We start from the raw sequence: 25,765 nt of genomic DNA on the forward strand, positions 1-25,765 counted from the left end.
CGCGACCATGAAAGCGTATTCACTGACAGCGGCGAAGCAGCGCGGCATGGCGATCATCAGCGCCTTGTTGATCGCGGCGGTGGTGGCGGTGATTGCTGGTGGCATGCTCACCCGGCAAACCGTGTTTACCCGCAGCCTTGAGGCCGAGCAGTCAAGGGTGCAGGGCACCTGGGTGCTGCAGGGCAGCATCGAAATCAGCCGACAGTTACTGTGGGAGTCCCGCCAGCGTGATCCGTTGACGCGGCTCGATCAGTCGTGGGCGCAACCTGTGCTGATGCCGCGCTACGACGCCCGCGACTTGCCGTTCGAAGGCCGGCTGGAAGATGAGCAGGGCAAATTCAACCTGCGCAATCTGGTCGCCAATGAGCGGGTCGATGAAGAGCAATTGGCGAATTTCCAGCGTCTGTGTCAGTCGATCGGAATCAATGCGGGCCTGAGCCAGCGCATCATCCAGCGGGTTATCGCTTCGTATCCACGATTGTTGAATCCCGAGCTGGCCGACAAGGTACCTTCCCAAAGCACCTTTGACAGTGGCCGCGACACTTCGCCCAATGCCGCGCGCAAACCGCAGTTGCCCACGCGTCCAATGTTGCGCAGCCTCGATGATTTGATCAGTGTCGAAGGGATGGACCAGGCGCTTCTGGCAGAAATAGGGCCTTACCTCACGATTTTGCCGGCCAACACCTGGCTCAACGGCAACACCGCCAGCGCACCGGTCCTGGCCGCCTATGTGCCGGGCCTGTCGATCCAGCGCGCGACCGCACTGATCGCTGAGCGGGACGGCGGCCAGTGGTTTATCAATCGTGGTGATTTCGTCAACCGTCTGCGCATGCCGCAACTTGAGCTCACGACCCTTAAGGTCGGGATCACCAGTGACTGGTTCCGTTTGCGCGGCAAGGTTCGCAGCGATCAGCGTCGGGTCAGCCTCGACGCTTTGCTCCACCGCAACGAAGACCGTTTGCCCCAAGTGATCTGGTCACGGGTGGGCGTATGAGTCAGCTGCGCGTTGCCTTGCCACCGCTGGCCGACCTGACCCTGGATAGCCCGCTGGAGTTCGCCTGGCTGGACCGTCAGGGGCAGTTGACTCGCGAGGGGCAAAGTACGTTGTTGCAATTGGGCCAAGGCGGCAAGACCCCGCCGATTGCGTTTTTTCTGCACCCGCAGGACAGCCTTTTAGCGAGTATCGATTTACCGATCCTGCCCGCCAGCAAGACCGTCGCGGCGGTGCAATGTGCGGCGCAGGCGTTGATCCTTGGGGCGTGCGAGCAGATGCACATCGCCCATAGCCCAAGGGATGAACAGGGTCGGGTGCATATTGCATGGCTGTCCCGTGAGTGGTTGACCCGCTTTGGTCAACTGCTGCGAACGGCGCGGTTGACCCTGCGCGGGGTGTACTCGGCGGCCTATTGTCTGCCCGTGATGGACGGCCCCGTGGCGTGTGTCCGTGACGGTCATCTGATGGTGCGTTACAGCCTTCAACATGCCGTGGTGCATCCGGCAATGGATGAAGCGCTGAGCGATGTGTTGCTGGAGGCCGGTGATGGCGTGCGGTGGGTTGGCGACACGCTGGCGGATGCGACCGTCACTCAGCTACCGGCCGAGCAGCGCTGGACCGGTGCGTTGCCCGGTTGGGGGGTACACGGCGGGATTTCGCAACGCACAGGCAGTCAACCGGGTTGGGGCCGAGCCGCCATTTTCTGTGCAGTCGCGGTGGCGGTCTGGACCCTGGGTTTGAACCTGTACGCCGCCCGTGAAGCGGCGCAAGGGCAGCAATTAAAGACGCAGATGAACCTGCGGGTAAAGCAGGCCTTTCCAGCGTTGCCAGTGATCCTCAACCCGCTGCAACAGGCCCGTCAGCAATTGGCTGCGCGCAACAGCGGTGCCGCAACTGACCCGAACCAGCGCTTTGCCAGCCTGGTATTGCAGGCCGGCAGCGGCATGCCTTTGATGGCGGGCAGCGTCCAAGGCCTGGTGTTTGAAAACGGTGAATTACAACTGAGCCTGTTGGCCGATGCACGCAAAAGTCCGGCTGCCCAGTCGTGGCAAACCGCGCTGACTCAGGCCGGCATCGACGTCATCGCCACCGACAAAGGCTGGACCCTGCGTCCAGCCAGCACTACCGCAACCCCCGACGCTGACACCGCCCCCGGAGCCGACGATGAGTAAGCCGTCCCTCGCGAAGTATCGCGCCCGCTGGCAGCACTTCAACAGCCGGACCCGCCAGTTTTGGCAGGGCTTGGCCTTGCGTGAGAAACGCATGGTTGGCAGCACGGCAGTGGTGCTGGCGGGCCTGGTGAGCTGGCTGCTACTGGTTCAGCCAGCGCTGAAAAAGATCGATTACTGGCAAGCCGAAACCCCGAAGTTACGCACTCAGACTGAAACGCTCGAGGTGTTGTTGCGTGAAGTGGCGCGCCCGGTTGACGGACAAAGCCTCGAACTGTCGCTGCGCCAGAACCTCGACGCCAGCGGCTTGGCCGGGCACTACCAGTTGCAGGCGCCGGACACAGCAACGCCACAGGCCTGGCACCTTACGTTCGAAGCAGCGCCGGCAGATGCCTTGATCGGTTGGCTGCTGGGCAATCCCCGACAATTTTTGCTCGAGGTGGTGGAGGTTCGTTTGCAGCGCGCAGGCGATCCTCTGCCCAATGACACGGCAGGCACTCTGTCTGGAACCGTTCGCATGGATCAGGCGCTCGGCGCTAAGGAAGCTTCATGAAGTGGTCAGGTTCTCTGTATGTGCGCCATTGCCGCATGGCTGCGCCGTTTTTGTTGCTGGCGCTGGGTGCGTGCAGCAACACCGCAACCTCGCCGCAACCCCCGTTGCTGGTGGACAGCGATTTAGGACGCCCGTTGGCCGAAACCCAGCGCAACGACGATCCCTTGGCGGAGCGCCAGCGGCTTCAGGCGCAGCTCAAGCAGCCACCGGGTGTGCTGCATAAAATCACCACGCCGGGGCGCAGCAACCCGGCGCCGGCGGGCGCTGCATTGGCGAGCAATCCGTTGGGCAATCAACCGGTGACGCTGAATTTCGTCGACGTCGATATACCGGCGGTGATTCGTGCATTGTCCCGCTCTACCGGGCGCCAGTTCCTGGTCGATCCCCGAGTCAAGGGCAACCTGACCCTGGTCTCTGAAGGTGAGGTGCCGGCGCATCAGGCCTACGACATGCTGCTCTCGACATTACGCATGCAGGGCTTCAGCGTGGTCGATGTCGGCGGCGTTTCCCACGTGGTGCCGGAGGCCGACGCCAAGCTGCTCGGCGGGCCGATTTACAGCGCCGACAAACCAGCCGCCAACGGTATGTTGACCCGCACTTTTCGCCTGCAGTACGAAAACGCGGTGAACCTGATTCCGGTGTTGCGCCCGATCGTTTCACCGAACAACCCGATCAATGCCTACCCCGGCAACAACACCATCGTGGTGACCGATTACGCCGAGAACCTGACGCGGGTGGCGCAGCTGATCCAGGGTATCGACACGCCGAGTGCCATTGACACCGACGTGGTGCAGATCCAGAACGGTATCGCGGCAGATATTGCCGGCATGGTCTCGGACTTGCTGGAGGCCCCGGGCAACGATCCGACGCAGAAGATTTCGGTGATCGGTGACCCGCGCTCCAACTCGATCATCATCCGTGCCGGCAGCCCGGAACGCACCGAGCTGGCGCGCAACCTGATCTACAAACTCGACAATGCGCAAAGCAACCCGAGCAATCTGCACGTGGTGTACCTGCGTAATGCTCAGGCGGCGAAACTGGCTCAGGCCTTGCGCGGCTTGCTTACCGGTGAAAGCGACAGTGGCAGCAGCGACGGTGCGCGCTCGGTACTCAGCGCGATGGGCAGCAGCACCAATGGCGGGCAGAACGGACAAGGTGGCAACGCAAGCAGCACCGGGACACAAACCGCACTGTCGGGTGCTTCCACCAGCGGCAATGGTTACGGGCAGGGCGGCGCTGCCTCCGGGGCTCAGGCGGGGAGCGGTCAGCAGAATGATCAGAACGTCGCTTTCAGTGCCGGTGGCGTGACCATTCAGGCCGATGCAACCACCAACACCTTATTGATTTCGGCCCCGGACCCGGTGTATCGCAACTTGCGCGAAGTCATCGACATGCTCGACCAGCGTCGCGCACAAGTGGTGATCGAGAGCCTGATCGTCGAAGTCGGTGAGGACGATGCCAGCGAATTCGGTGTGCAATGGCAGACCGGCAATCTGGGCGGCAGCGGTGTCATTGGCGGTGCCAATCTGGGTGGCACGGGGATCAACCTCAATGGCAAGACCAGCATCGACGTGCTGCCCCAAGGCCTGAATCTCGGGTTGGTAAACGGCACCGTCGACGTGCCCGGCATCGGCAAGATCCTCGACCTCAAAGTCCTCGCCCGCGCCTTGAAGAGCAAGGGCGGCACCAACGTGCTGTCGACGCCGAACCTGCTGACCCTCGACAACGAAGCCGCGAGTATTTTTGTCGGCCAGACCATTCCGTTTGTCAGCGGCAGCTACGTCACTGGCGGTGGTGGCACCAGCAATAATCCGTTCCAGACGGTGACCCGCGAAGAGGTTGGTCTGAAGCTCAACGTCCGCCCGCAGATTTCCGAGGGCGGCACCGTCAAGCTCGATATTTACCAGGAGGTCAGCAGCATCGATGAGCGAGCCTCAAACAGTGCGACAGCGGCGGGCATTGTCACCAACAAACGCGCGATTGATACCAGCATCCTGCTCGATGACGGGCAGATCATGGTGCTCGGTGGCCTGCTGCAGGATGGTTACAGCCAGAGCAACGACGCCGTGCCGTGGCTCTCGACCATTCCCGGGATCGGCGCACTGTTTCGCAATGAGCGCCGGGCAATCACCAAGACCAACCTGATGGTGTTCCTGCGGCCGTACATCATTCGCGACAGCGCGGCGGGGCGCAGCATCACCCTTAACCGTTATGACTTCATGCGCCGCGCCCAGGGTGGGCTGCAACCTGAGCGCAGCTGGGCGATGCCGGATATGCAGGCACCGCAGTTGCCGACGACGGCGCAGGGTGTTCCCGCCGCGGTGCCGGCCTCCGCCACCCAACCCCGGGCGACCATTCGTGCGGTGCCGATCCAATGAACACACCGCCCCCTGTAGCAGCTGGCGAAGCCTGCGTCCGGCTGCGCAGCAGTCGCCAAGCCTGCATCCACGGTTTACCTGAAACACCGTATTGTCTGGTTTTACGACTGCTGCGCAGCCGGACGCAGGCTTCGCCAGCTGCTACAGGGGACGTGTGGAACTCATTGATCAAGGGGGCCTGTTCATGAGCGCATTACCCTACGCCTGGGCCAAGGCCCAACGGATTGTGCTGCGCAATGGCGAGGAGGGCGCGGTGCTGACGGTGTGTCCGTCGACACCGGGCTGGTCGATCAGTGAAGTTCGGCGGCAGTTCGGGCCAGCGCGGCTGGAGCGGGTGCGCGACGATGAGCTTGACGGATTGCTCGCCAGCGCTTACGCCGACACTGGCAGCGCGGCGGCGGTGGTCGGCGCGGCGGAAAACGAAGTCGATCTCGACCGGTTGATGCAGGACATCCCGGAAATCACCGACCTGCTCGACACGCAGGATGGCGCGCCGGTGATCCGCATGATCAACGCCTTGCTCACGCAAGCCGCGCGTGACGAGGCCAGTGACATTCACATCGAACCCTATGAAAGCCACTCGGTGGTGCGCTACCGGGTCGATGGCACGCTGCGTGACGTGGTGTCGCCGCGCAAGGCGCTGCACGGTGCACTGGTCTCGCGGATCAAGATTATGGCGCAACTCGACATCGCGGAAAAACGCCTGCCACAGGACGGACGCATTGCCTTGCGCGTGGCCGGTCGGCCGATCGATATCCGCGTTTCCACCGTGCCCACTGGCCATGGTGAACGGGTGGTGATGCGCCTGCTGGACAAACAGGCCGGGCGCCTGCAATTGGAGACCCTGGGCATGGACGCCCAGGTGTTGACCAGACTGGATAGCCTGATCCGCCAGCCCCACGGCATTGTGCTGGTCACCGGCCCGACCGGCAGTGGCAAAACCACCAGCCTGTATGCGGCGCTGGCCCGGCTGGACGCCAGCACCAGCAATATCCTCACCGTCGAAGACCCGGTGGAATACGACTTGCCGGGCATCAGCCAGATTCAGGTCAACGCCAAAATCGACATGACCTTTGCACTCGCGCTGCGGGCAATCCTGCGCCAGGACCCGGACATCATAATGATTGGCGAGATCCGCGATCTCGAAACCGCACAAATCGCCGTGCAGGCATCGCTCACCGGGCACCTGGTATTGGCGACCCTGCACACCAACGATGCGGTCTCGGCAGTCAACCGGCTCATCGACATGGGTGTTGAACCGTTCTTGCTGGCGTCATCAATGCTCGGTGTACTCGCGCAACGCCTGGTGCGACGTTTGTGTCAGCACTGCAAGCAGGAGGACCCGACGGTCCCCGGGACCTGGCGCCCGGTTGGCTGTGCCGTGTGCAACCACACCGGCTACAGCGGGCGGACCGGTATTCATGAGTTGTTTTGCATCGACGACGACATTCGCAGCCTGATTCATCAGGGTGCCGGCGAGCAGGCATTAAGGGCCGCGGCCCGTCAGGCCGGGATGTTCAGCATGCGCGAAGATGGCGAGCGTTGGGTGCGCAGCGGCACCACTGCGCCGGAAGAAATCCACCGCGTGACACGGGACGCCTGATGAACCGCTACCGTTTTGAAGCCGCCGATGCCACCGGCAAGATTGAGACCGGGCACCTTGAGGCCGACAGCCAGAGTGCTGCGTTCGGTGTACTGCGCAGCCGTGGACTGACCGCGTTGCTGGTGCAGATTGAAAACAACCCCCCTGCGAGCGGTGGTGGCGGGATGTTCAGCGCCAGGCTCTCAGACAACGATTTAGCCTGGGCCACCCGGCAACTGGCGAGCCTGCTCGGCGCCAGCCTGCCGCTGGAAGCCGCGTTGAGCGCGACGGTTGAACAAGCCGAACGCAAACACATCGCCCAGACGTTGAGCGCGGTACGCGCCGATGTTCGCAGTGGCATGCGCCTGGCTGAAGCACTGGCGGCGCGCCCCCGGGACTTTCCAGAGATCTATCGGGCGTTGATTGCGGCGGGCGAGGAGTCCGGCGACCTGGCGCAGGTCATGGAGCGGCTCGCCGATTACATCGAAGAACGCAACAACCTGCGGGGCAAGATCCTGACGGCGTTCATCTATCCGGGCGTCGTCGGGCTGGTATCGATTGCCATCGTGATCTTTCTGCTCAGCTACGTGGTGCCGCAAGTAGTCAGCGCGTTCTCACAGGCCCGCCAGGATTTGCCAGGACTGACGCTGGCGATGCTCAACGCCAGTGATTTTATTCGTGGTTGGGGCTGGTTGTGTTTCAGCGTGATCACCTGTGGTTTCTGGGGTTGGCGCTTGTATTTGCGCAACCCGGCGGCACGCCTGAGCTGGCACAGCCGGATCCTGCGCTTACCGCTGTTCGGGCGATTTGTCCTGGGGCTGAACACCGCACGTTTCGCCTCGACCCTGGCGATTCTCGGCGGCGCTGGCGTGCCGTTGTTGCGTGCGCTGGAAGCGGCCCGCCAGACCTTGTCCAACGACCGGCTCAGCCTGAGTGTCAGCGACGCCACCGCCAAGGTGCGCGAGGGCGTTAACCTGGCGGCTGCGTTGCGGGTCGAGAAAGTCTTCCCGCCGGTATTGATCCACTTGATCGCCAGCGGCGAGAAAACCGGCTCGCTGCCGCCGATGCTGGAGCGCGCGGCGCAAACCCTGTCCCGGGACATCGAACGCCGGGCGATGGGCATGACTGCGCTGCTCGAGCCGCTGATGATCGTGGTCATGGGCGGGGTGGTGCTGGTGATCGTGATGGCGGTGTTGCTGCCGATTATCGAGATCAACCAACTGGTGCAGTGAAGGCATCGAGTCGCAATACGACCTGTAGCAGCTGCCGAGCCTGCGAGGCTGCGTTCGGCTGCGAAGCAGTCGTGAAACCAGAGATTGCAGTACATCAGACTAACCGCGTTAGCCGCATTTACGACTGCTTTGCCCGAGCGCGGACCGAGCCGAACGCAGCCTCGCAGGCTCGGCAGCTGCTACAGGGGCACATGATTTTGTTCACCCACACAAAATTATTATCAAGCCTTGCACCATCACCCGAGCCTCAATTGCGCCATCCTCGGGTTCGTCGTTCTGTCATGTGCCGCGACCCATTAAGCCCTCCAGCCGCGCTTGGGCCAAACCGCCGAAAATCTCGTGGCAAACACCGTTGAAAGCCCCCTCGAACACCCGAGAATCTGCTGGAAAATCACCGCGTACCTCCCGAGGTTTTTTCCTTTCTCTGTCACCGGAAGCTGCGAGTTTCTACTCCATGGCCTCACCCCCACGGACTTGAGCGCCATGGCGTCATGCACGAGCAACTCACTCAACGTACGAACACGACGAAAGGAGATTCTTCATGTTTAAGCGCAACGTTCTCGCGGTATCCCTGACCCTCGCTGCCCTGTGCTCGGCACAGGCTGCAATGGCTGACATCAATGGTGGTGGCGCGACCCTGCCACAACCGCTGTACCAGACCACTGGCGTACTGACCACTGGCTTCGCCGCCTACATCGGTGTCGGCAGCGGCAACGGTAAGGCTGCCTTCCTGAACAACGATTACACCAAGTTCGTGGCCGGCACCACCGGCAAGAACGTGCATTGGGCCGGTAGCGATTCCAAACTCAGCGCTACCGAATTGAGCAACTATGTGTCGGCGCATGGCGCTGCCTGGGGTCCACTGATCCAGGTGCCTTCGGTGGCCACTTCGGTTGCCATTCCGTTCAACAAGGCCGGCACTGCCAACGTTGATCTGAGCGTCAACCAGCTGTGCGGCGTGTTCTCCGGCCGTCTGACCGACTGGAGCCAGATCACCGGTTCGGGCCGTACTGGCGCGATCAATGTGGTTTACCGTAACGAAAGCAGCGGCACCACTGAGCTGTTCACTCGCTTCCTGAACGCCAAGTGTGCTGAAACCGGCACCTTCGCCGTCACCACCAGCTTCGCCTCCAGCTACTCGGGTGGCTTGCCGGCCGGTGCCGTTCCAGCCGTGACCAGCCAAGGCGTGATGGATGCCTTGAATGCCGTTGACGGTCGCATTACCTACATGAGCCCGGACTACGCTGCACCAACACTTGCTGGCCTGGACGACGCCACCAAAGTCGCCAAGGTCGCCGGTGTATCGCCAGCTCCAGCTAACGTTTCGGCCGCTATCGCCGCCGTCGCCGTGCCGACTGCTGCCAACCTGTCCAACCCGAACGCCTGGGTCCCAGTGTTCGCCGCCACCACCAACCCGTCCGATCCAAGCGTTGTCGCTTACCCAACCACCGGCTACCCGATCCTGGGTTTCACCAACCTGGTGTTCAGCCAGTGCTACGCCGACGCGACCCAGACCACACAGGTTCGTGCGTTCTTCAACCGTCACTACGGTGCCCTGGCTGCGAACAACAACGACGCAGCCATCAGCAGCAACCGTTTCGTGCCACTGCCTTCGGCCTGGAAAACCGCTGTACGTAACAGCTTCGTCACCGCCTCCAGCGGCCTGAGCATCGGTAACACCAGCGTTTGCAACGCCATCGGTCGTCCGCTGTAACCCTCGCTTCAACGACCCGCAATACCTGATCAGCAACGGCGTGAGCCGTTGCTGATTTTTTGCGTGTGACCTGCGCAAAACAATCAGATGAACATTGCGTGACAGCAGTTCGGTCGCGCACCGGTGTAACCGACTATCCCCTATAAGCAACGCTGGCCGCTTGATGGCACGGCGTTGCAGACCTTCCGCAATTCGAAAGGATGAGTAGTGATGCTGCGCTGCAAACCTCTGGCAAAACCGAATGCCCCGCGTCGTGATGGCGAGCTGTCGATACTGCGGCTCAAGCCGTTGGCCCAGGCCATCGCGCTATTGATGGTCGCCGGCAATGCCCACGCGGCCACGGCATTCAGTTCCAGCTGGTTTGCCGCCAAGGGTGCCGCGCAGTCGGCTGGCGCGATGCGACCCAGTGCGACAATGCCGGGCATACCGCCACCGCTGGCGCAGCAGCAAAAAGCCAATCAGCAGTTGCAGCGCTCATTGACCAACCTCAACAACACCGTGGCCGCGATTGCCGCTCAACAGGCGGCGCAAGCGGCAGGGCGGCAGGCCTCGTTCGGCCGGGTACAAACGGTGCCGGATGGATTGGGCGAGGGCGGTTTGAAAGTCGACAACAGCCTGACCCAAGGCTGGCTCAATGCCCAGGCACCCGAGCAAATCCAGGCCGACGGCAAGACAACGGTGAAGGTCCAACAGACGGCCGACAAGGCGATCCTGAACTGGGAAACGTTTAACGTCGGGCGCAACACCACCGTGGATTTCCAGCAGCAATCGAACTGGGCGGTGTTGAACCGCATCAACGACCCAAGTGCGCGACCGACTCAGATTCAGGGACAGATCAAGGGTGACGGCACGGTGATGCTGATCAACCGCAACGGCATCGTGTTCAGCGGCACCAGCCAGGTCAACGTGCGCAACCTGGTGGCCGCCGCCGCGACGATTACCGATGAGCAGTTCAGCCAGCGCGGCCTGTACGTCGATGCGACCGGTAGCCAGCCGACCTTCAGCGATGCCGCCGGCAAAGTGCTGGTGGAGCGTGGCGCCCTGATCGAAACGCACAAGGCGGCATCGTCCACCGACGCTGGCGGTTACACGCTGTTGCTCGGCAACGAAGTGGAGAACGCCGGTTCCATCGTCGCCGCCAAAGGCCAGGCGACATTGGCGGCTGGCGACAGCTTCTATATTCGTCGGGGTGTCGGCACCAGCGGCAACCTGCGCTCGACGACCCGGGGCAACGAAGTGGCGACTGCGCTGAACACGGGGAGCAGCGCCGGCACGGTGATCAATAACGGCCTGATTCAAGCGTCCACTGGCGACATCACGCTGACCGGTCATCAGGTGCAGCAGAACGCTGTCGCCGTGGCCAGCACCTCAGTCGATATTCGCGGCACTGTACACCTGCTCAATTCGGCCACCGACGACACCGGTAGCGTGACACTCGGCCAGGGCAGTACCACGGCGATCCTCCTCGACGCCGCCAGTGGCCAGGCCCTGAACAGCCAGCGTGACGCCGCCTTGGCTGGGCTCGATGGCGCCTCCAACACCTTGAACACTGGCCGATTCAACAACCTCAGCGCGGTGGCGGACCGCACCGATCAGTCGCGGGTGGAGATCGTCAGCGGCGCCAGTGTCGATTTCCAGAAGGGTTCGATCACCCTCGCCACTGGCGGCCAGGTCGCGGTCAGCGCCGGGGTTCGCAGCCTGGTGCGCGACGGCGCGGTGATCGACGTGTCCGGCGCCATCGGCGTCAAGGTGGCGATGGAAGCCAACAGCATCAAGGTCAACGTCCAGGGCAACGAGCAGCGTGACGCGCCGGTCAACCGCGAGGGCGGCAAACTGAGCAACAGTGACGTGTGGGTCGACATGCGTGACCTGGTGAAGGTAGCCGCAGGCACCAACGGCTACGCCACCGAGCGTTGGTACACCGCCGGTGGTTTGCTCGAAGTCGGTGGTTATCTCGGCACACAGAACCACAGTGTCGGCGAGTGGATGGCCCAGGGCGGCACCTTGAGTTTCACCGGTAACGATGTGGTCACTCAGGAGCGCGCGCAGCTCAACCTGTCGGGCGGCACGCTGGATGTGCAGAGTGGATTCGTCCAGCAATCCTGGCTCAAGGGCCCGAATGGACGGTTGTATGAGTTGTCGCGCGCACCGGGGGACATTCTCTATTCAGGGTTTTACAACGGCTACGAAGACCACAGTCAGCGCTGGGGGCAGACGTCCTATTACTACAGCCCCTTGATCGCGCCAAAGCAACGTTACGAAGACGGCTACACCGTGGGCCGCGATGCCGGCAAGTTGGTGGTCGCGACCAACAGCGCGGTGCTGGAAGGCCAGATTGTCGGTGAAGTGTTCAAGGGCGAACGCCAGACCCAGGCACCGAACCCGAGTCTTGACGGTTACCGGCAATCGCAGACAGCGGTGGCTCGACGGGCGCAGTTGCTGGTCGGCAATTACACGCCGGTCTACGACAAGACCACGGGCGTGGTCAACAGCGGCCTGAACCCGGTACTGGATCAGGTATTGATCGGCGATGTCGAGCAGAAGATCGCCGCCGGCCTGGACCTGACTTCGGCAGTGGCCAGTGACCGCAAGGGCAAGCTGCAACTGGATAGCGACCAGCTCAACGGTTTCCAGCTCGGCGCGGTGAACGTCGCGGCGCGGCAACAGGTACAGGTCGATGCGCCGCTGGTGGTGGCTGACGGGGGCGAAATTACGCTGTACGCCCCCCAGGTCAACGCCAACGCTGATCTCACTGCGCGCGGTGGCAGCCTCCGTCTGGGCAACGTGCTCAAGCAAGTGGCCAGTGATCGCAGCTTCGTGGTGGGGGATGTCGTGCTGGCTCCCAATGGCAACGCCAAGGCCCAGGTGACGGTGGCGCAGGGTGTGCAACTGAATACGGCCGGTCGCTGGAGCAACCTGCTGCTGGATGCCGGTGACACCAGCCGATTGCCTTACCTCAATGGCGGCACGGTGTCGTTGCGCAGCTCCGGGGACATCGATTTGCAGGCGGGTAGCCTGATCGATGTCTCTTCCGGCGGCGCTGTGCTTGCGGATGGCAAGACCCGTGGGGGCAAGGGCGGTGACCTGACCCTGGCGGCGGCTGATGGCGTTGCTTCCGGCGCGGGGAAATTGACCCTGGGAGCCGAGTTGCGCGGGGACGGTGTAACGGGTGGTGGCACCTTGAAAATCCAGTCCCGCACTGTACAGATTGGCGACACGGATACAGCGTCGGGCAGCGATTCGCTGAACCTGGCCACCGATTTCTTCAACAAGGGTTTTTCGGCCTACGTCATCACCGGCAACGAAGGCTTGATCGTCGCCGACGGTGCGCAGGTCGACGTCACCGCACCGGCGTACCGCTTTGCAGAAGAGGCGGCGAGCACCGCCTCGGGCGCAGAACCGGCGATGGCGCTTGAGCGTTGGTTGCCGACCCTGTATCAGGAAGACCCGCTCAAAGGCCTGCTGACCCAGCGTCGCGGCGCCAGCCTGAACCTGAACGCCGGCACATCGCTGTCGGGCGCCGCGCAGATGGCCAGTACTGCGTTGACCCTCGGCCAGGGTTCGGTGATCAGCGTCGATCCTGGCCAGTCAATCAACCTGCGCAGCATTGGTCAATTGACGGCCAACGGCACGTTGAATGCCTGGGGCGGGCAGGTCACTCTGGGTGCGCTAAGTGTCGCACAACCGGTTTCCGAGGCCGTGAACGCCACCGGCCACGGTCGCTCCATCTGGCTCGGAGAGCAGGCGCTGATCGACGTGGCGGCACGCGCGGCAACGGCGGTGGATGCACGTGGCCGGACCTATGGCCTGGTGCGTGACGGCGGCAGGATTGTGATCGGCGGCCAGATCGACAGCAAAACCGGGGTGTCCACGGCGTCCGATCTGTTCGTGGTGCTGCGCGAAGGATCGCGCCTGGAAGCCTCAGGCACTCAGGCCTTGCTGGACATTGCGGGCCAGGGCAAAACCTGGGTGGCAAGCAATGGCGGCAGTATTTCCCTGGCCTCCAACAATGGCTTGTACCTGGACGGTCGCTTCAACGCCCGGGCCGGCGGCGCGGGTGCGGCGGGCGGCAATCTGGCGGTGGCGCTCGAAACTCCGTATTACCCGAACGCCAGTGTCACGGATCGGGTGTTGCAGGCCCGTGAGTTGATCCTCAGCCAGACGCATGTGTCCGAGACCTTGAAAGATTCGCCCGAAGACGCCGCTGGTTCGCTGGTTTACGGTCGCGGCCGGTTGGGCGTCGATCAGGTGCAGGCCGGCGGTTTCGACACGGTGTCGCTGCTCAGCAATGGTTTGTTGAGCATGGCCGGGGATGTGTCGCTGACCACCGGTCAAAGCCTGAATCTGTATGCCCGGGGCATCGGCCTTGCCGAAGGCGCCGCCAGCAATTCCCGGGTTGAACTGAGCGCGCCGCATGTGCTGTTGGCCGGTGTCCCGGAGGTCGTGGGCAAGGACGGCTATAACCGCCCGGTGCTTGATGCCACTGTGTTCTCGTCGACCAATCAGGCGTTGTTTTCGATCAATGCCGACCTGCTTGATGTTCAGGGCAGCGTGACCTTCAGCAACAAAGGGACGTTCAGGCGCGCCGACACGTCGACGGTTACCGTCGAGCGCGACGGTTTCGACCGGGTCGAACTGACCAGTCGTGGTGATCTGCGCTTCCTGGCCGGTACTGGGGGGCAGGGGATGCCGGTCGGCTTTACCACGCAAATAGTGACCCCCGGCGACATGACCTTGCGGGCGGCACAGTTGTACCCGGCCACGGGCGTCGGCGCCCGGGTCCTGGCGGGTTTGAGCATGGGGTCAGTGGCGGGGTCAATGTTCTATGACCTGTCGCGGGCGTTGGTCATCGGCCGCGTCGGTGACGTGACCCCGGATGTACCGTACTCGGTGTTCGGTCGGTTACAGCTGGGTTCTGCAACGATCAAACAAGGTGGCGTGGTTCGCGCACCGTTGGGTCAGCTCGAACTGGGTACGACGGACAACACCTCCGCGGCCAAGACGACACAGGTGCAACTGCTGTCCGGCAGCCTCACCTCGGTCAGCGGCAAAGGCTTGGTCTTGCCCTATGGCGGCACCGTCGATGGTCAGACCTATAGCTACGGGGGCAAAAATGTAGCGCTGGTCGGACAAGGATCTGTTCTCAACGAGAACGGTGATCTGACCGTCGGGGTGATTCTCGGAGGCCAGTCGATCGAGGCCCAGGCAGGGTCTGTCCTGGACCTGTCCGGTGGCGGCGACCTGCTGGGGGCCGGGTTTGTCTCCGGTCGCGGAGGTTCGACCGACGCCCGTTACAACCCGCTGGTGCAGATCGGCGCCAACGGTGGTTTCACCTTGCCGGGCCTTTCCACCAACCCGGTGTACGCCATCGTGCCGGGCAACCAGAGCGCTTACGCACCCGTGGCGGCCGAAGGCGGGGGCGTCGACCCGGTGATCGGTCGCCAAGTCACCATTGGTGCGGGCGTGCCCGGGCTGGCAGCCGGCACCTACACGTTGATGCCTTCCAACTATGCGTTGCTGCCGGGAGCGTTCCGGGTCGAGGTCAACGGTCTGGCGGGGTTGGGTAGCGTGGCGGGTGCACAACGGATGCGCAATGGTTCGTGGACCACCGCCGGTACGTTATCGGTGGCCAATACCGGACTGCGCGACAGCATCACCAGCCAGTTGATCCTGACGTCGGGTGATGTCTTGCGCCGCTATTCGCAATACGACGAAACCAGTTACGCCCAGTTCGCAATGGCTGATGCGGCGCGCTCAGGCGTTCCGCGAGCCATGCTGCCGATGGACGCGAAAACCCTCAAGCTGGCGATGCTCAAGGGGGCACAGGAACAGTCGTTTTCGTTCAATGGCAGCGGCAAGTTCGACGCTGCACCGGGCGGGTACGGCGGAACCGTGGTGGCGTCTTCGGTCATCCCCAATGTCGACCTGGAAATCGTCGCGCCGGGGCAACAGACTACCCCGGGCTTCGCCGGTATCACGCTGGACGCCGACAGTCTGAATGCCTTGCAGGCGACGCGGTTGATGGTCGGCCGGCTGCCTTACGTGCTCTATGGCCAGGGCGGTAACTACATCAACTTTACCGGCGTGGGTGCCAGTTCGAACATTACCCTGCGCCAGGGTGCAACCCTCTCTGCCCCGGAAGTCTTCCTGGTGACGGGGAACGGTAATCTGGTGGTGGAACAGGGGGCGATGATCAACACCATTGGCCGAGGCGCGGCGTCGTTCGATGCCCGGGACGGCTTCATCTACCAGGCGACAAACCTGCTCGCGGTTTCCAACGGCTTGCTCAACGTGCGGCTCGCGCCCAATACCGTGAGTGGTTCGATCAGCGTGGGTGGTTGCGACAGCACGCCCTGCACCGGCCAGACACGGCTGTACTCCGACGGCAGCATCGTCGCGGCGACAGGCACAACCCTGGAGCTGGGCGATCAGGTTCGCTATGGCACTCGCCACCTGACCCTGGCCGTGGGCAACATCAACGTCGGCAGCAGCCAGGCACTCGCCGATGCGGCGACGCGCAACGTGTTGCCCACCGGTTTGAGTTTGAGCCAGCCGGTGCTTGAGCGCTTGCTGCGAGGCGACACCGAGTACGGTGCTCCTGCACTGGAAACCCTGGAGCTGTCCGCCCGCGAGGCGATGAACTTCTATGGCAGCGCCACCCTCGACACCTACGACGCCCAGACCGGTCGCTCGCGCCTGAGCAACCTGATGCTCACGACCCCGGCGATGTATGGTGCGGGCGGTGCGAACGACGTGGCGACGATCCACACCTCCAACCTGATCTGGAACGGCGCCCAAGGCTCACCCGGCACCGTGATCGCCGACGGCGCCGGTACCGGCAGCGGGCGCCTGGACATTCAGGCCGAGCGCATCGAGTTCGGTTATGGCGATTTCGCCCAGCCTGCTTCTGTCGATACGCTTGATCGTCTGGCGGTGGGGTTTGCCGACGTCAACCTGAATGCCAGCGAACGCATCACGGCCAATCACAAAGGCAGCCTCGCGGTGTACCAGACCCAGGGTGCTTTCGACGCGCAAAAGGGTTTCAGTTACAGCGGCGGCAACCTGAACATTGTCACACCGTTGATGACCGGTGAAGCCGGTTCGGTCAACCGCATCACCGCCGGTGGTGCCATTGATGTGAGCGGCGCGGCGAATGCCGGAGCCGGCGCTGTCGGCCTGGGCGCCGAACTGTTGCTGAGCGGCAGCCGGATCAGCCTGGCCAGTGCGGTGGTGTTGCCCAGCGGTAAATTGACCCTCAATGCGACCCATGATCTGACGCTGGCCGATGGCTCGCTGATCGATGTGGCCGGGCGGGCCATCACCTTCAATGACCTGACCAAGTACAGTGGCGGCGGCGAAGTCATTCTTCAGAGCCGCAACGGCAACATTCTGCAGAGCGCCGGTTCTCGGATTGATCTGTCGGCCCGCAACAATCGCGCCGGCCAACTCAGTGCCGTGGCGCTGGATCCGGCCGCCGGGGTGGTCGACCTGCAAGGCAGCATTCTGGGCAGCAGCAGTGGATTTTTCGACGCCGGCGGCACGTCGATGCCGTACCAGGCCGGTGAGGTCGAGATCCAGGCACAACGCCTGGGTGGCAGCGGCAACCTGAGTGAACAATTCGCGGCCCTGAACCAGCGTTTGAATCAGGGCGAGGTGTTTGGCGCGCGCAGCTTCCAGCTCAAGCAAGGCGACCTGGCGATCGGCAACGATCTGAAAGCGTCGAACATCACCGTGTCGCTGGATAACGGCAGCCTGTCGGTCAACGGTACGGTGGACGCCAGTGGCGAACGGGTCGGCAGCATTCGACTGGCGGCGAAAAATAACCTGACCCTGGGCAGCGGTGCGGTGCTCGATGCCCATGGCAAGCGCCTTCGGGTAGACAGCTACGGCAAGATCATCGACTCACCGAACCGCGCCATGGTCGACCTGACGTCTCGAGAAGGCGTGCTGACCCTGGCGAACGGTGCGCGCATCGACCTGCGTCATGGCACCGATGTGGCTGTCGGTAATCTTCCGGGGCAGAACGACGGTCGTGCGCGCGGCACCCTCGAACTCAATGCCCGACGCATGGGACCCGGTGCTGCCGATCCGGTCTACGGTGACATCGCCATCGATGCCAGTGGCAACCTGGATATCCAGGGCGCCCGGTCCATCGCGTTGAACGCCACCTGGCAGTACGACGACGCACCGCTGGGCGCTGACCCGGCGGCCAGCGGTCGTCCGTATCAAGTGATCGACCAGGCGTACCTGGACGGCAAGCATGTGCAGAGCGGGCAGTTCATTAACGCCGCACTGGCCAACAACGACTTGATGCAGCGCAAACTGGCCGGCTTGAACAATGCCCGTTATGCCGATGCGTTCCACCTGCGACCGGGGGTCGAGATTGTCAGTGCCAGCGCCGATGGCGACCTTGTGGTGCAAGGCGACCTTGACCTGTCGGGTTACCGCTACGCGAGCGTCAATCCTCATACCCAGAAGACGTCGATTTATGGCTCCGGCGAGTCCGGCAGCCTGACCCTGCGTGCCGGTGGCGACCTGAGTATCTACGGCAGCATCAACGACGGGTTCGCACCGCCTCCGGCGACGCAGGACGACAACGGCTGGTCCTTGCTGCCCGGCATTGATTTCACCGGTGGCGATATCGTGGTACCGGGCGCCGGCGTGACGCTGGCCGACGGCACCGCGTTTCCGGCCGGAACGACGTTGAACTACGACGTGCCGATCAAAGACGTGAGCCTGGCCGCCGGCACCCGTTCGCCGGTAGCCGTGACCCTCGATCAGCCGTTGCTGTTGCCGGCGGGCACCGTTCTCGCGGCCGCTGTACGCGATGGTTCGGGCAATGTCCTGTTCGCCGCCGGGACGTTACTGCATCAGAACTTGACCCTGGCCGCCGGCTCGCAACTGGATGCCGGGAGCCTGCTGACCAGCGGCGCTTCGCTGCGCGCCTTTACCTGGCCCAAGGGCGTGCCGTTGCCGAACGTCGAAGGTGCGGGCAATCCACAGAACAATGTGTTGAAACTCAATGGCAGCCTGGCGCTGAATCGGGGCTCGCTGATCCCGTCCGGCACCGATGTGAAATTGCCCACCGGGGTGGATTCGGTCCAGTTGCGACCGGAAGTGGCAGGCCGTCAGGGTGCGATCTGGGCGATTGCGCCGATGCTCGCCGACGGTTCGCAATCCTGGTCGCTGCGCCTGGTCTCCGGCGCGGACACCACGGCAGCGGACAGTCGTGTCGTGCAGGCCAATCCCGCCCATGGCGATTTGCGTCTGGCCGACAGTCACTATGGGATGTTTGGCCAGGCGTTGCCGCCCAAGGCCGGTTTTGTCTGGAGTGCCCAGGCGGTGCTGGAGTTGGCGGACGCCGGGATTATCGTCAAGGAAGGCGATCCGGTAGATCCCGACCTGGTCGGCAATGTCGAAGACTTCTGCGCCAGCACGCCGACCTATTGTGCCCCTGCGGTCACGTTCGTATGGAGTGCCCAGGCGGTGCTTGAACTCGCCGATGCCGGCATCAATGTGGTGGAAGGCGATCCGGTAGACCCGGCACTGGTGGGAGACGTCGGTGACTTCTGTGCCAGTACCCCGACCTATTGCATCGCCGGCGGCAAAGTCGAATACGGACTCAAGCCCGGCAGCAGCCGGTTCAGCGTGATCCGCACCGGCACCGGAGATCTCGAACTGCTGAGCGGTGGCAGCCTGCGCATGGATTCGTTGTTCGGTGTCTACACCGCCGGCACTTCGGCCAGCGCGACTTTCCCTGGCGACCCGTTCAATCAGCCCAAGGCCCTTGGCGCCAAGGGAATGGTGCTCAACGACGAAAACGGCAGTTACGAAAAACTCGTCAATGGCGGTGCCGACAGCGTCTATCGCGCCTGGTACCCGGACGGCGGTGGCAACCTGATGCTCAAGGTCGGTGGCGATCTGACTGGCAACGCTGCCGCGTCAGCGGGCGCTTTCGGCCGACCTAACCCGGCGGATGTGGGTTATGACTCGGTCAACACCGGCAACTGGCTCTGGCGACAGGGCAGCGGCGCAGTGGCCACCGGCGGTACGACGCAACCTGCGGCGTGGTGGATCAACTTCGGCAGCTACACCGCTTCAATGGTCGCCAACGGTGCCGATCAGATGGTGGGCTTTACCGGTTTCGGCACGCTGGGCGGTGGCGATCTGAATGTTCAGGTGGGCGGAAATGCCGGGGTACTGAATACGCTGGCTGGCAGCACGTTCAACTCAAATATCAACGCGCGTAGCCAAGGGCTGGTATTGGCAGTAGGCGGCACCGGCCGGGTAGCCGCCAATGGCAGCGTGCAGCTGACCGGCGGGGGTGACCTTGATGTGCGCGTCAGCGGTGCATTGAATCCAGCCAGCCAGATTGTCGCCGATCATCTCAATGGCGCTGCGATTGACCTGCGGGGTCACGCTCAAATCGAGAGTGGCGCAACGGGCAGCATTGCCCTGCATTACGGAAGCCAGGCGACGGACCAGTCACCGGGGGAAAGCCGCGCCTATGACTCTTTCCGGGCCACCCGCGCCATTGCATCCGGGGGGCTGACCTTGATGCCGGGGGACGCGGTGTTCAGCTTGTCGACCCGAGGCGATCTGGTGCTTCAAGATGTGGCTGACCCGGGACGTGCGCCGCTGATGAGCGGTTCGCCCTTTACGTCCAGCACCGGTGAAAAAGGCGTTGGCAACAGCTGGTTCACCTTGTGGACCGACCACACTGCGATCGACCTGTTTTCGGCGGGCGGCAATCTCACGCCGTTCACCCAGGCCGTGGGCAGCGATTCGGCAGTGATCTACCCTTCGATTCTCAGGGCCGTCGCGGCTGCCGGCAGCCTGTACTACGGCAAGGCTGCCGCCGTTGCCAACAGCGATGTTTTTTATCGACAACCGTTGGTGCTGGCGCCTTCGCAAAACGGCCAGTTGCAGATGCTGGCAGGCGACTCGATCTACGCTGGCGGTTTTACCGTCAGCCAGTCCGGGGCGTCTGCGGACGCGTTAGCGACACCACAGCGCCCTGCGTTCGTCGGCACAATCAACGGTGTGAGCGCCGCGGGCGGCAGCAATTTGTCCGAGGAAGGCAATCGCGCATCGGTCAGCAGCGGGGTCTTGCCGTTGTTTGCGTTCGGCGCCAACAGCGCGTCCTCCCGAACCAGCAGCGAACCTGCACGCTTCTATGCAATGAGCGGTGATCTGCTGGGTGTGTCCAGCGGTCGTGCGGTCACCTTTATCTCGGCAATCGGCGATAGCCGTTTTGGCAGCACCTGGTACGAGGGCGGCGGACCTGTATGGATGATGGCCGGGCGAGACATTGTCAGCAGCGGCACTGCGCTTGGAAAGGATGAAATGGCCGGCGCCAGTGATGCATTGGGCAACTACCGCAGCGCTGGCAACCTGTTCATCCACAACGACCCGAATGACATCTCCATCGTCTCCGCCGGTCGCGACATTCTCTACAGCAATTTCAACGTCGCCGGGCCCGGCACGCTGGAGATCAGCGCCGGTCGCAATCTGCTGATGGAAGACAAGGTCGGCGTCACCAGTATCGGCTCAGTGGTGCCGGGGGATTCCCGAGCCGGCGCAAGTATCGTCATGCAGGCCGGTGTCGGTCCCGACGGCCCTGACTACGATCGCTTCGTCAGCGCCTACCTGTCTGCCGCGAACCAGGCGGCCAGCAGTCTTTCGCTGGCCAGCCAGGACGGCAAAGTCGCCAAGACCTATGAGACCGAACTGATCAATTGGCTGGCTGCCCGTTATGGTTTCAGCGGCAACCCGGAGCAGGCGCGCCGTTTCTACGCGGCCTTGCCGGCCGAACAGCGTCGAGTGTTTGCCCGTGAGGTGTACTTCGCCGAACTCAAGGCCGGTGGTCGCGAGTACAACGAAAAGGGCGGCCCGCGTCAGGGCAGTTACCTGCGAGGTCGAGAGGCCATCGCCGGGTTGTTCCCGGAAAAGGACGTGGCCGGGAATCCGATCGCTTACCAGGGCGATATCACGATGTACGGCGGCGCGGGCGTCCACACCGACTTTGGAGGCGGTATCCAGATGCTGACGCCGGGCGGTGGACAGATCTTCGGTATCGAAGGCACGGCGCCGCCGTCCACGGCGGGGGTGATCACCCAGGGTGAGGGCGACATTGAGTTGTACGCCAAAGGCAGCATCCTGCTCGGCCAGAGCCGGATCATGACCACGTTCGGTGGCTCGATCATGGGCTGGTCGGCCGAAGGCGATATCAACGCCGGTCGTGGTTCGAAAACCACGGTGGTCTACACGCCGCCCAAGCGTCTGTATGACACCTGGGGCAATGTGACCCTGTCGCCGTCGGTGCCAAGCACCGGGGCCGGTATTGCGACGCTCAACCCGATTCCTGAAGTGGCGCCGGGTGACATCGACCTGATCGCGCCGCTGGGTACGATCGATGCGGGCGAGGCGGGGATCCGTGTTTCCGGCAACGTAAATATCGCGGCGCTGACGGTGGTGAATGCGGCGAACATCCAGACCCAGGGCAAATCGACCGGGGTGCCGGTCACGGCATCGGTGAACACCGGGGCGATCACTTCCGCCAGCTCGGCGGCATCGTCGGCCACCCAGGCAGCGGAGGACGTGGCACGGCAGCAGCAGGCTGCGGCGCGGCAGCATCAGGCGTCGGTGTTTACCGTGCAGGTGCTGAGTTTCGGCTCTGAGCAACTGGCTCCGTCGCGTGATGGCGCCAGCCGTGCGCCAGCGACCGTATATAACCCGGACAGCCCGGTGCAGGTGCTGGGGGCGGGTGTGCTGGATGAATCCGCGCGGCAGCGGTTGACTGACGAGGAGCGGGGGAGCCTCACGTTGTAGAACTCTCGTTGTAACGTTTGGGGCGGCCTTTGGGTCGCCTTTTTTTTGCGATGTACATATCCGTTTTTGCGGTAACGGCTTCTATTGGTTCCGCCCTTACGGCGGGGCACTTGGAAGAGCGCCAAGTAACCAAGCGCTCGCGCCCCTGACGTACGGTGCCTCGCCTAGGCTCGGCATGCCCTTGCTCCGGTCCTGCTCCGTGGGCCCGCCGCCATCGGCCATCCATGGCCGGGGGCGGCTACCGCGGCATCCCTGCCGCGGTGCCCACTGGGCAGAACCTGCGCTCGGCCTCCCGACGGCGCAGATCAAGATCAAAAGCTGCAGGCGAGCTAACGCTCGGCCTGATGAGTGGTGAAAAGCCTGCGCCCCCCGACCTCTGTAGCAGCTGTCGAGTGGAACGAGGCTGCGATCTTTTGATCTTGGCTTTTTCTTTGATCGTTCCCAGGCTCTGCGTCACCGATGCACAAGAGTTAAGCCTCGTGTCGATAGCGGAACATAGAAACAGCGAAAGCAACGGCAAGATCAAAAGATCGCAGTCTCGTTCCACTCGACAGCTCCTACAGGGAAACACGTGCGCGAGCCAGGCCGGCCGGTAGGCCGCCTCGCGGCGCTGTGGCGGTGAGCGCCCCCTCGAGAGGCCGAGTGGAGGTTCTGCGCAGTGGGCAACCCGGCATGGATGCCGGGTTAGCCGCCCCCGGCCATGGACGGCCGATGGCGGCGGGCCCACGGAGCAGGACCGGAGCGAGGGCATGCCGAGCCACAGCGAGGCACCGAACGTCAGGGGCAAGAGCGCTTGGTTACTTGGCGCTTTTCCAAGTGACCCGCCGTAAGGGCGGAACCAATAGCCGCCGTAACCCAAACAACGGATATGCCCCCAACCCCGAATCCCCCCCAAAAGAAACCAACCCCGCAGAAATGAAGCTTTTGTGACAAAAGTTCGGTAGCACATCGCCAGTCCCGTCATGCCTATGTGACGCGCTTGAGGGGGCCGATAGGCCACTTTTTTAAGCCGAGGCGGGACGCCGGGAGTGAGGCAATGGGGACTATGGAACGCTACTCGAAAGTGGGCATGCAAGAACTCGATCAACGCCTGTCGAAGATCGTCGAAGCCGCGCGCAAGAAGCCGGTTTCGGTCTATCGCTACGGCGCACCATGGGTCTGGATCGTGTCACAAGATGACTGGCAGGGCGCTTTGAAGGAAGTGTCCAGCTACATCCCGCCGGGCCATTCACTGGTGCTGCTGCGCCCACAAATCGATGACCTGCTCGACGATCATCGCGACGTTCTGCACAGCCTCAACGCCGAGTCCGGGATGCTCATCGCCCCGCAAACCGTCATGCACATCCTGCTGTTGCAGTTGCTCTATTCGGTGCCCAGCGAGCAGCAGTTGTACGAGCAGCTCAATTACAACCTGCTGTTCCGCTGGTTCGTCGGCCTGGACCTGAATCAGAAGGTCTGGAGCTTCAACGCATTGAGCCGCGACATCGCCACGCTGCTGAACAACCCGCGGGCGGTGCAGGTGATCCAGAAAATCATTGGCGAAGTGTTCTGCGGTGCCTTGCTGCAAATGCCCGAGTTCTCGTTGAACTTTGCGCTGCTGCACACCTGGCTGGGCAAACACGCTGCGACATCGACAGCAAGCAATTGAGTGGGCCAAACGCTGAGCAAACAGCGACGGTCATTTCGAATTCAGGGGGTGGTGTGGAGCATCTTTTCAAGTCACGGCTGGCGCTGTGGAGCTGGCTGCTGGTGGCGGCTGGCGCGCAGCCGGCATTCGCCGAAGACGCGGCGGCGCCGGCCAGGCTGGTCGACGTGAACGAGTATTTCGTGCGCGGCAATACCGTGCTCGATGCACGGGCGATCGAAGAAGCGGTGTATCCGTTTCTCGGCCCGCAAAAGGCCTTGAGCGATATCGAAGGCGCCCGCGAGGCGTTGCAGAAAGCGTATCAGGCTCGCGGTTATCAGTCGGTGTTCGTCGAGTTGCCAGAGCAGAAAGTCGACGATGGCATCGTCTACCTGCAAGTCAGCGAAACCAAGGTCGGCCGGGTGCGCGTGGTCGGTGCCAAACACTATTCGCCCTTGGACATTCGTGAAGAGGTGCCGGCGCTGAAGGAAGGCGAGGTGCCGGATTTCAGCAAGGTCCAGAGCGAACTGGCGCAACTCAACAAAACGCCGGGCCGGCAAGTCATGCCGCTGGTGCATGAAGGTCAACGCCCGGGAACCATGGACGTCGACTTGCAGGTCGAGGACCAGAATCCGTGGCAGGCCAGCGTGGGTCTGAACAATGATTACAGCGCCGACACCGAGAAGCTGCGCGCCGTCACCAGCTTGGGCTACAACAACCTCTGGCAGCTCGGGCACAGCATTTCGCTGACGTACTTCACCGCCCCCCAGGACACCGACAACGCCAAGGTCTGGTCCGGTTCCTACACCGCGCCGCTCAGTGAACGCTGGAGTGTGCAGCTGTCTGGTTATCAGTCCGACAGCAACGTCGCCACCATCGGCGGCAGCAACGTGCTGGGCAAGGGGCACTCCTACGGGATCTCGGCGATTTACACCTTGCCATCGAGCGGCAACTGGTCGAACTCGCTGTCGGCCGGGGTCGACTTCAAGGACTTCGACGAACGCCTGACGCTGTCCGGCGAGAGTGACAAGGTGCCGCTTCAATATGCGCCGTTCACCTTCGCCTACAACGGCTTTCGCTACACCGAAAACTCACAGTTGGGACTTGGCCTGAGCCTCGTGGCCGGCACGCGCAGTCTGTTTGGCTATGGCAGCTCCGACGAAGACTTCGACTACAAGCGCTACCGTTCCAACCCGAGTTTCGCCGTGCTCAAGGGCGACAGCAATTACACCTACACCTTCGCCAATGACTGGCAGAGCGCATCCAAGATCGCGTTCCAACTGGCCTCCGGGCCGTTGGTTTCCAACGAGCAATTCTCCGCCGGCGGTGCGACCTCGGTGCGCGGCTATCTGGCCGCCGAGCGTACCGGCGACGACGGCTACCTGCTGAGCCAGGAGCTACGCACGCCGTCCCTCGCCAAGTACCTGGGCAGTTACGTCCAGGAATGGCGTTTGTATGCCTTCGCCGAAGGCGCCCAGTTGTACCTGCGTGACGAGCTCCCCGATCAGGACGCGGATTACGCCCTGGCCAGTGTCGGCCTGGGCACCCGCGCGAGCTTGAGCAAATGGCTTTCCGGCAGCCTGGATTGGGGCTACCCGCTGCTCGAAGGGCCGAATACCTCGAAACAGGAATCGCGCCTGCATTTCGACCTGCAAGCGACATTCTGACCCCTACACGGAGTAACTCTT

At 62.9% G+C, this 25,765-nt stretch carries 10 protein-coding genes; all 10 read left to right on the plus strand.

The window, feature by feature from the left end; genetic code table 11:
* Positions 1-7 precede the first annotated feature (7 nt).
* The 10 genes from gspK to ACA070_RS14535 all read left to right on the plus strand — a co-directional run bounded on the left by gspK (position 8) and on the right by ACA070_RS14535 (position 25,744).
* The gene (gene gspK, locus ACA070_RS14490; RefSeq protein WP_497451714.1) at positions 8-994 is read left to right on the plus strand and encodes a type II secretion system minor pseudopilin GspK; all 987 of its coding nucleotides are present in this window, start codon (positions 8-10) and stop codon (positions 992-994) included.
* Positions 991-2,166, plus strand: a complete 1,176-nt coding sequence (gene gspL / locus ACA070_RS14495; RefSeq protein ID WP_497451715.1) for a type II secretion system protein GspL — start codon at positions 991-993, stop codon at positions 2,164-2,166. Before gspK ends, gspL begins: the two co-directional genes overlap by 4 nt.
* A complete protein-coding gene (locus tag ACA070_RS14500; protein ID WP_497451716.1) occupies positions 2,159-2,716 on the plus strand; it encodes a type II secretion system protein M in 558 nt (185 codons plus the stop codon). The genes gspL and ACA070_RS14500 overlap by 8 nt, the downstream gene beginning before the upstream one ends.
* On the plus strand, positions 2,713-5,094 hold the full coding sequence (gene gspD, locus ACA070_RS14505; RefSeq protein WP_497451717.1) for a type II secretion system secretin GspD: 2,382 nt from the start codon (positions 2,713-2,715) through the stop codon (positions 5,092-5,094). The genes ACA070_RS14500 and gspD overlap by 4 nt, the downstream gene beginning before the upstream one ends.
* Positions 5,095-5,278: 184 nt before the next feature.
* Positions 5,279-6,697 carry a type II secretion system ATPase GspE gene (gene gspE / locus ACA070_RS14510; RefSeq protein WP_497451718.1) on the plus strand — a complete coding sequence of 473 codons (1,419 nt, stop codon included), beginning with the start codon at positions 5,279-5,281 and terminating at the stop codon, positions 6,695-6,697.
* Positions 6,697-7,908, plus strand: coding sequence for a type II secretion system inner membrane protein GspF (gspF, locus tag ACA070_RS14515; RefSeq protein WP_497451719.1), 1,212 nt, complete (start codon positions 6,697-6,699; stop codon positions 7,906-7,908). Before gspE ends, gspF begins: the two co-directional genes overlap by 1 nt.
* Before the next feature lie 541 nt (positions 7,909-8,449).
* Positions 8,450-9,622, plus strand: a complete 1,173-nt coding sequence (locus tag ACA070_RS14520; RefSeq protein WP_497451720.1) for a substrate-binding domain-containing protein — start codon at positions 8,450-8,452, stop codon at positions 9,620-9,622.
* 210 nt (positions 9,623-9,832) lie between these two features.
* Positions 9,833-22,453, plus strand: a complete 12,621-nt coding sequence (locus tag ACA070_RS14525; RefSeq protein ID WP_497451721.1) for a filamentous hemagglutinin family protein — start codon at positions 9,833-9,835, stop codon at positions 22,451-22,453.
* A 1,045-nt stretch (positions 22,454-23,498) separates the two neighbouring features.
* Positions 23,499-24,101 (plus strand): transposase, encoded by a 603-nt coding sequence (locus ACA070_RS14530; RefSeq protein ID WP_497451951.1) that lies wholly within the window; start codon positions 23,499-23,501, stop codon positions 24,099-24,101.
* A gap of 53 nt (positions 24,102-24,154) precedes the next feature.
* Positions 24,155-25,744, plus strand: coding sequence for a ShlB/FhaC/HecB family hemolysin secretion/activation protein (locus ACA070_RS14535; protein WP_497451722.1), 1,590 nt, complete (start codon positions 24,155-24,157; stop codon positions 25,742-25,744).
* The last annotated feature ends 21 nt before the right edge of the window (positions 25,745-25,765 follow it).

Source organism: Pseudomonas sp. LBUM1678 (assembly GCF_059695575.1).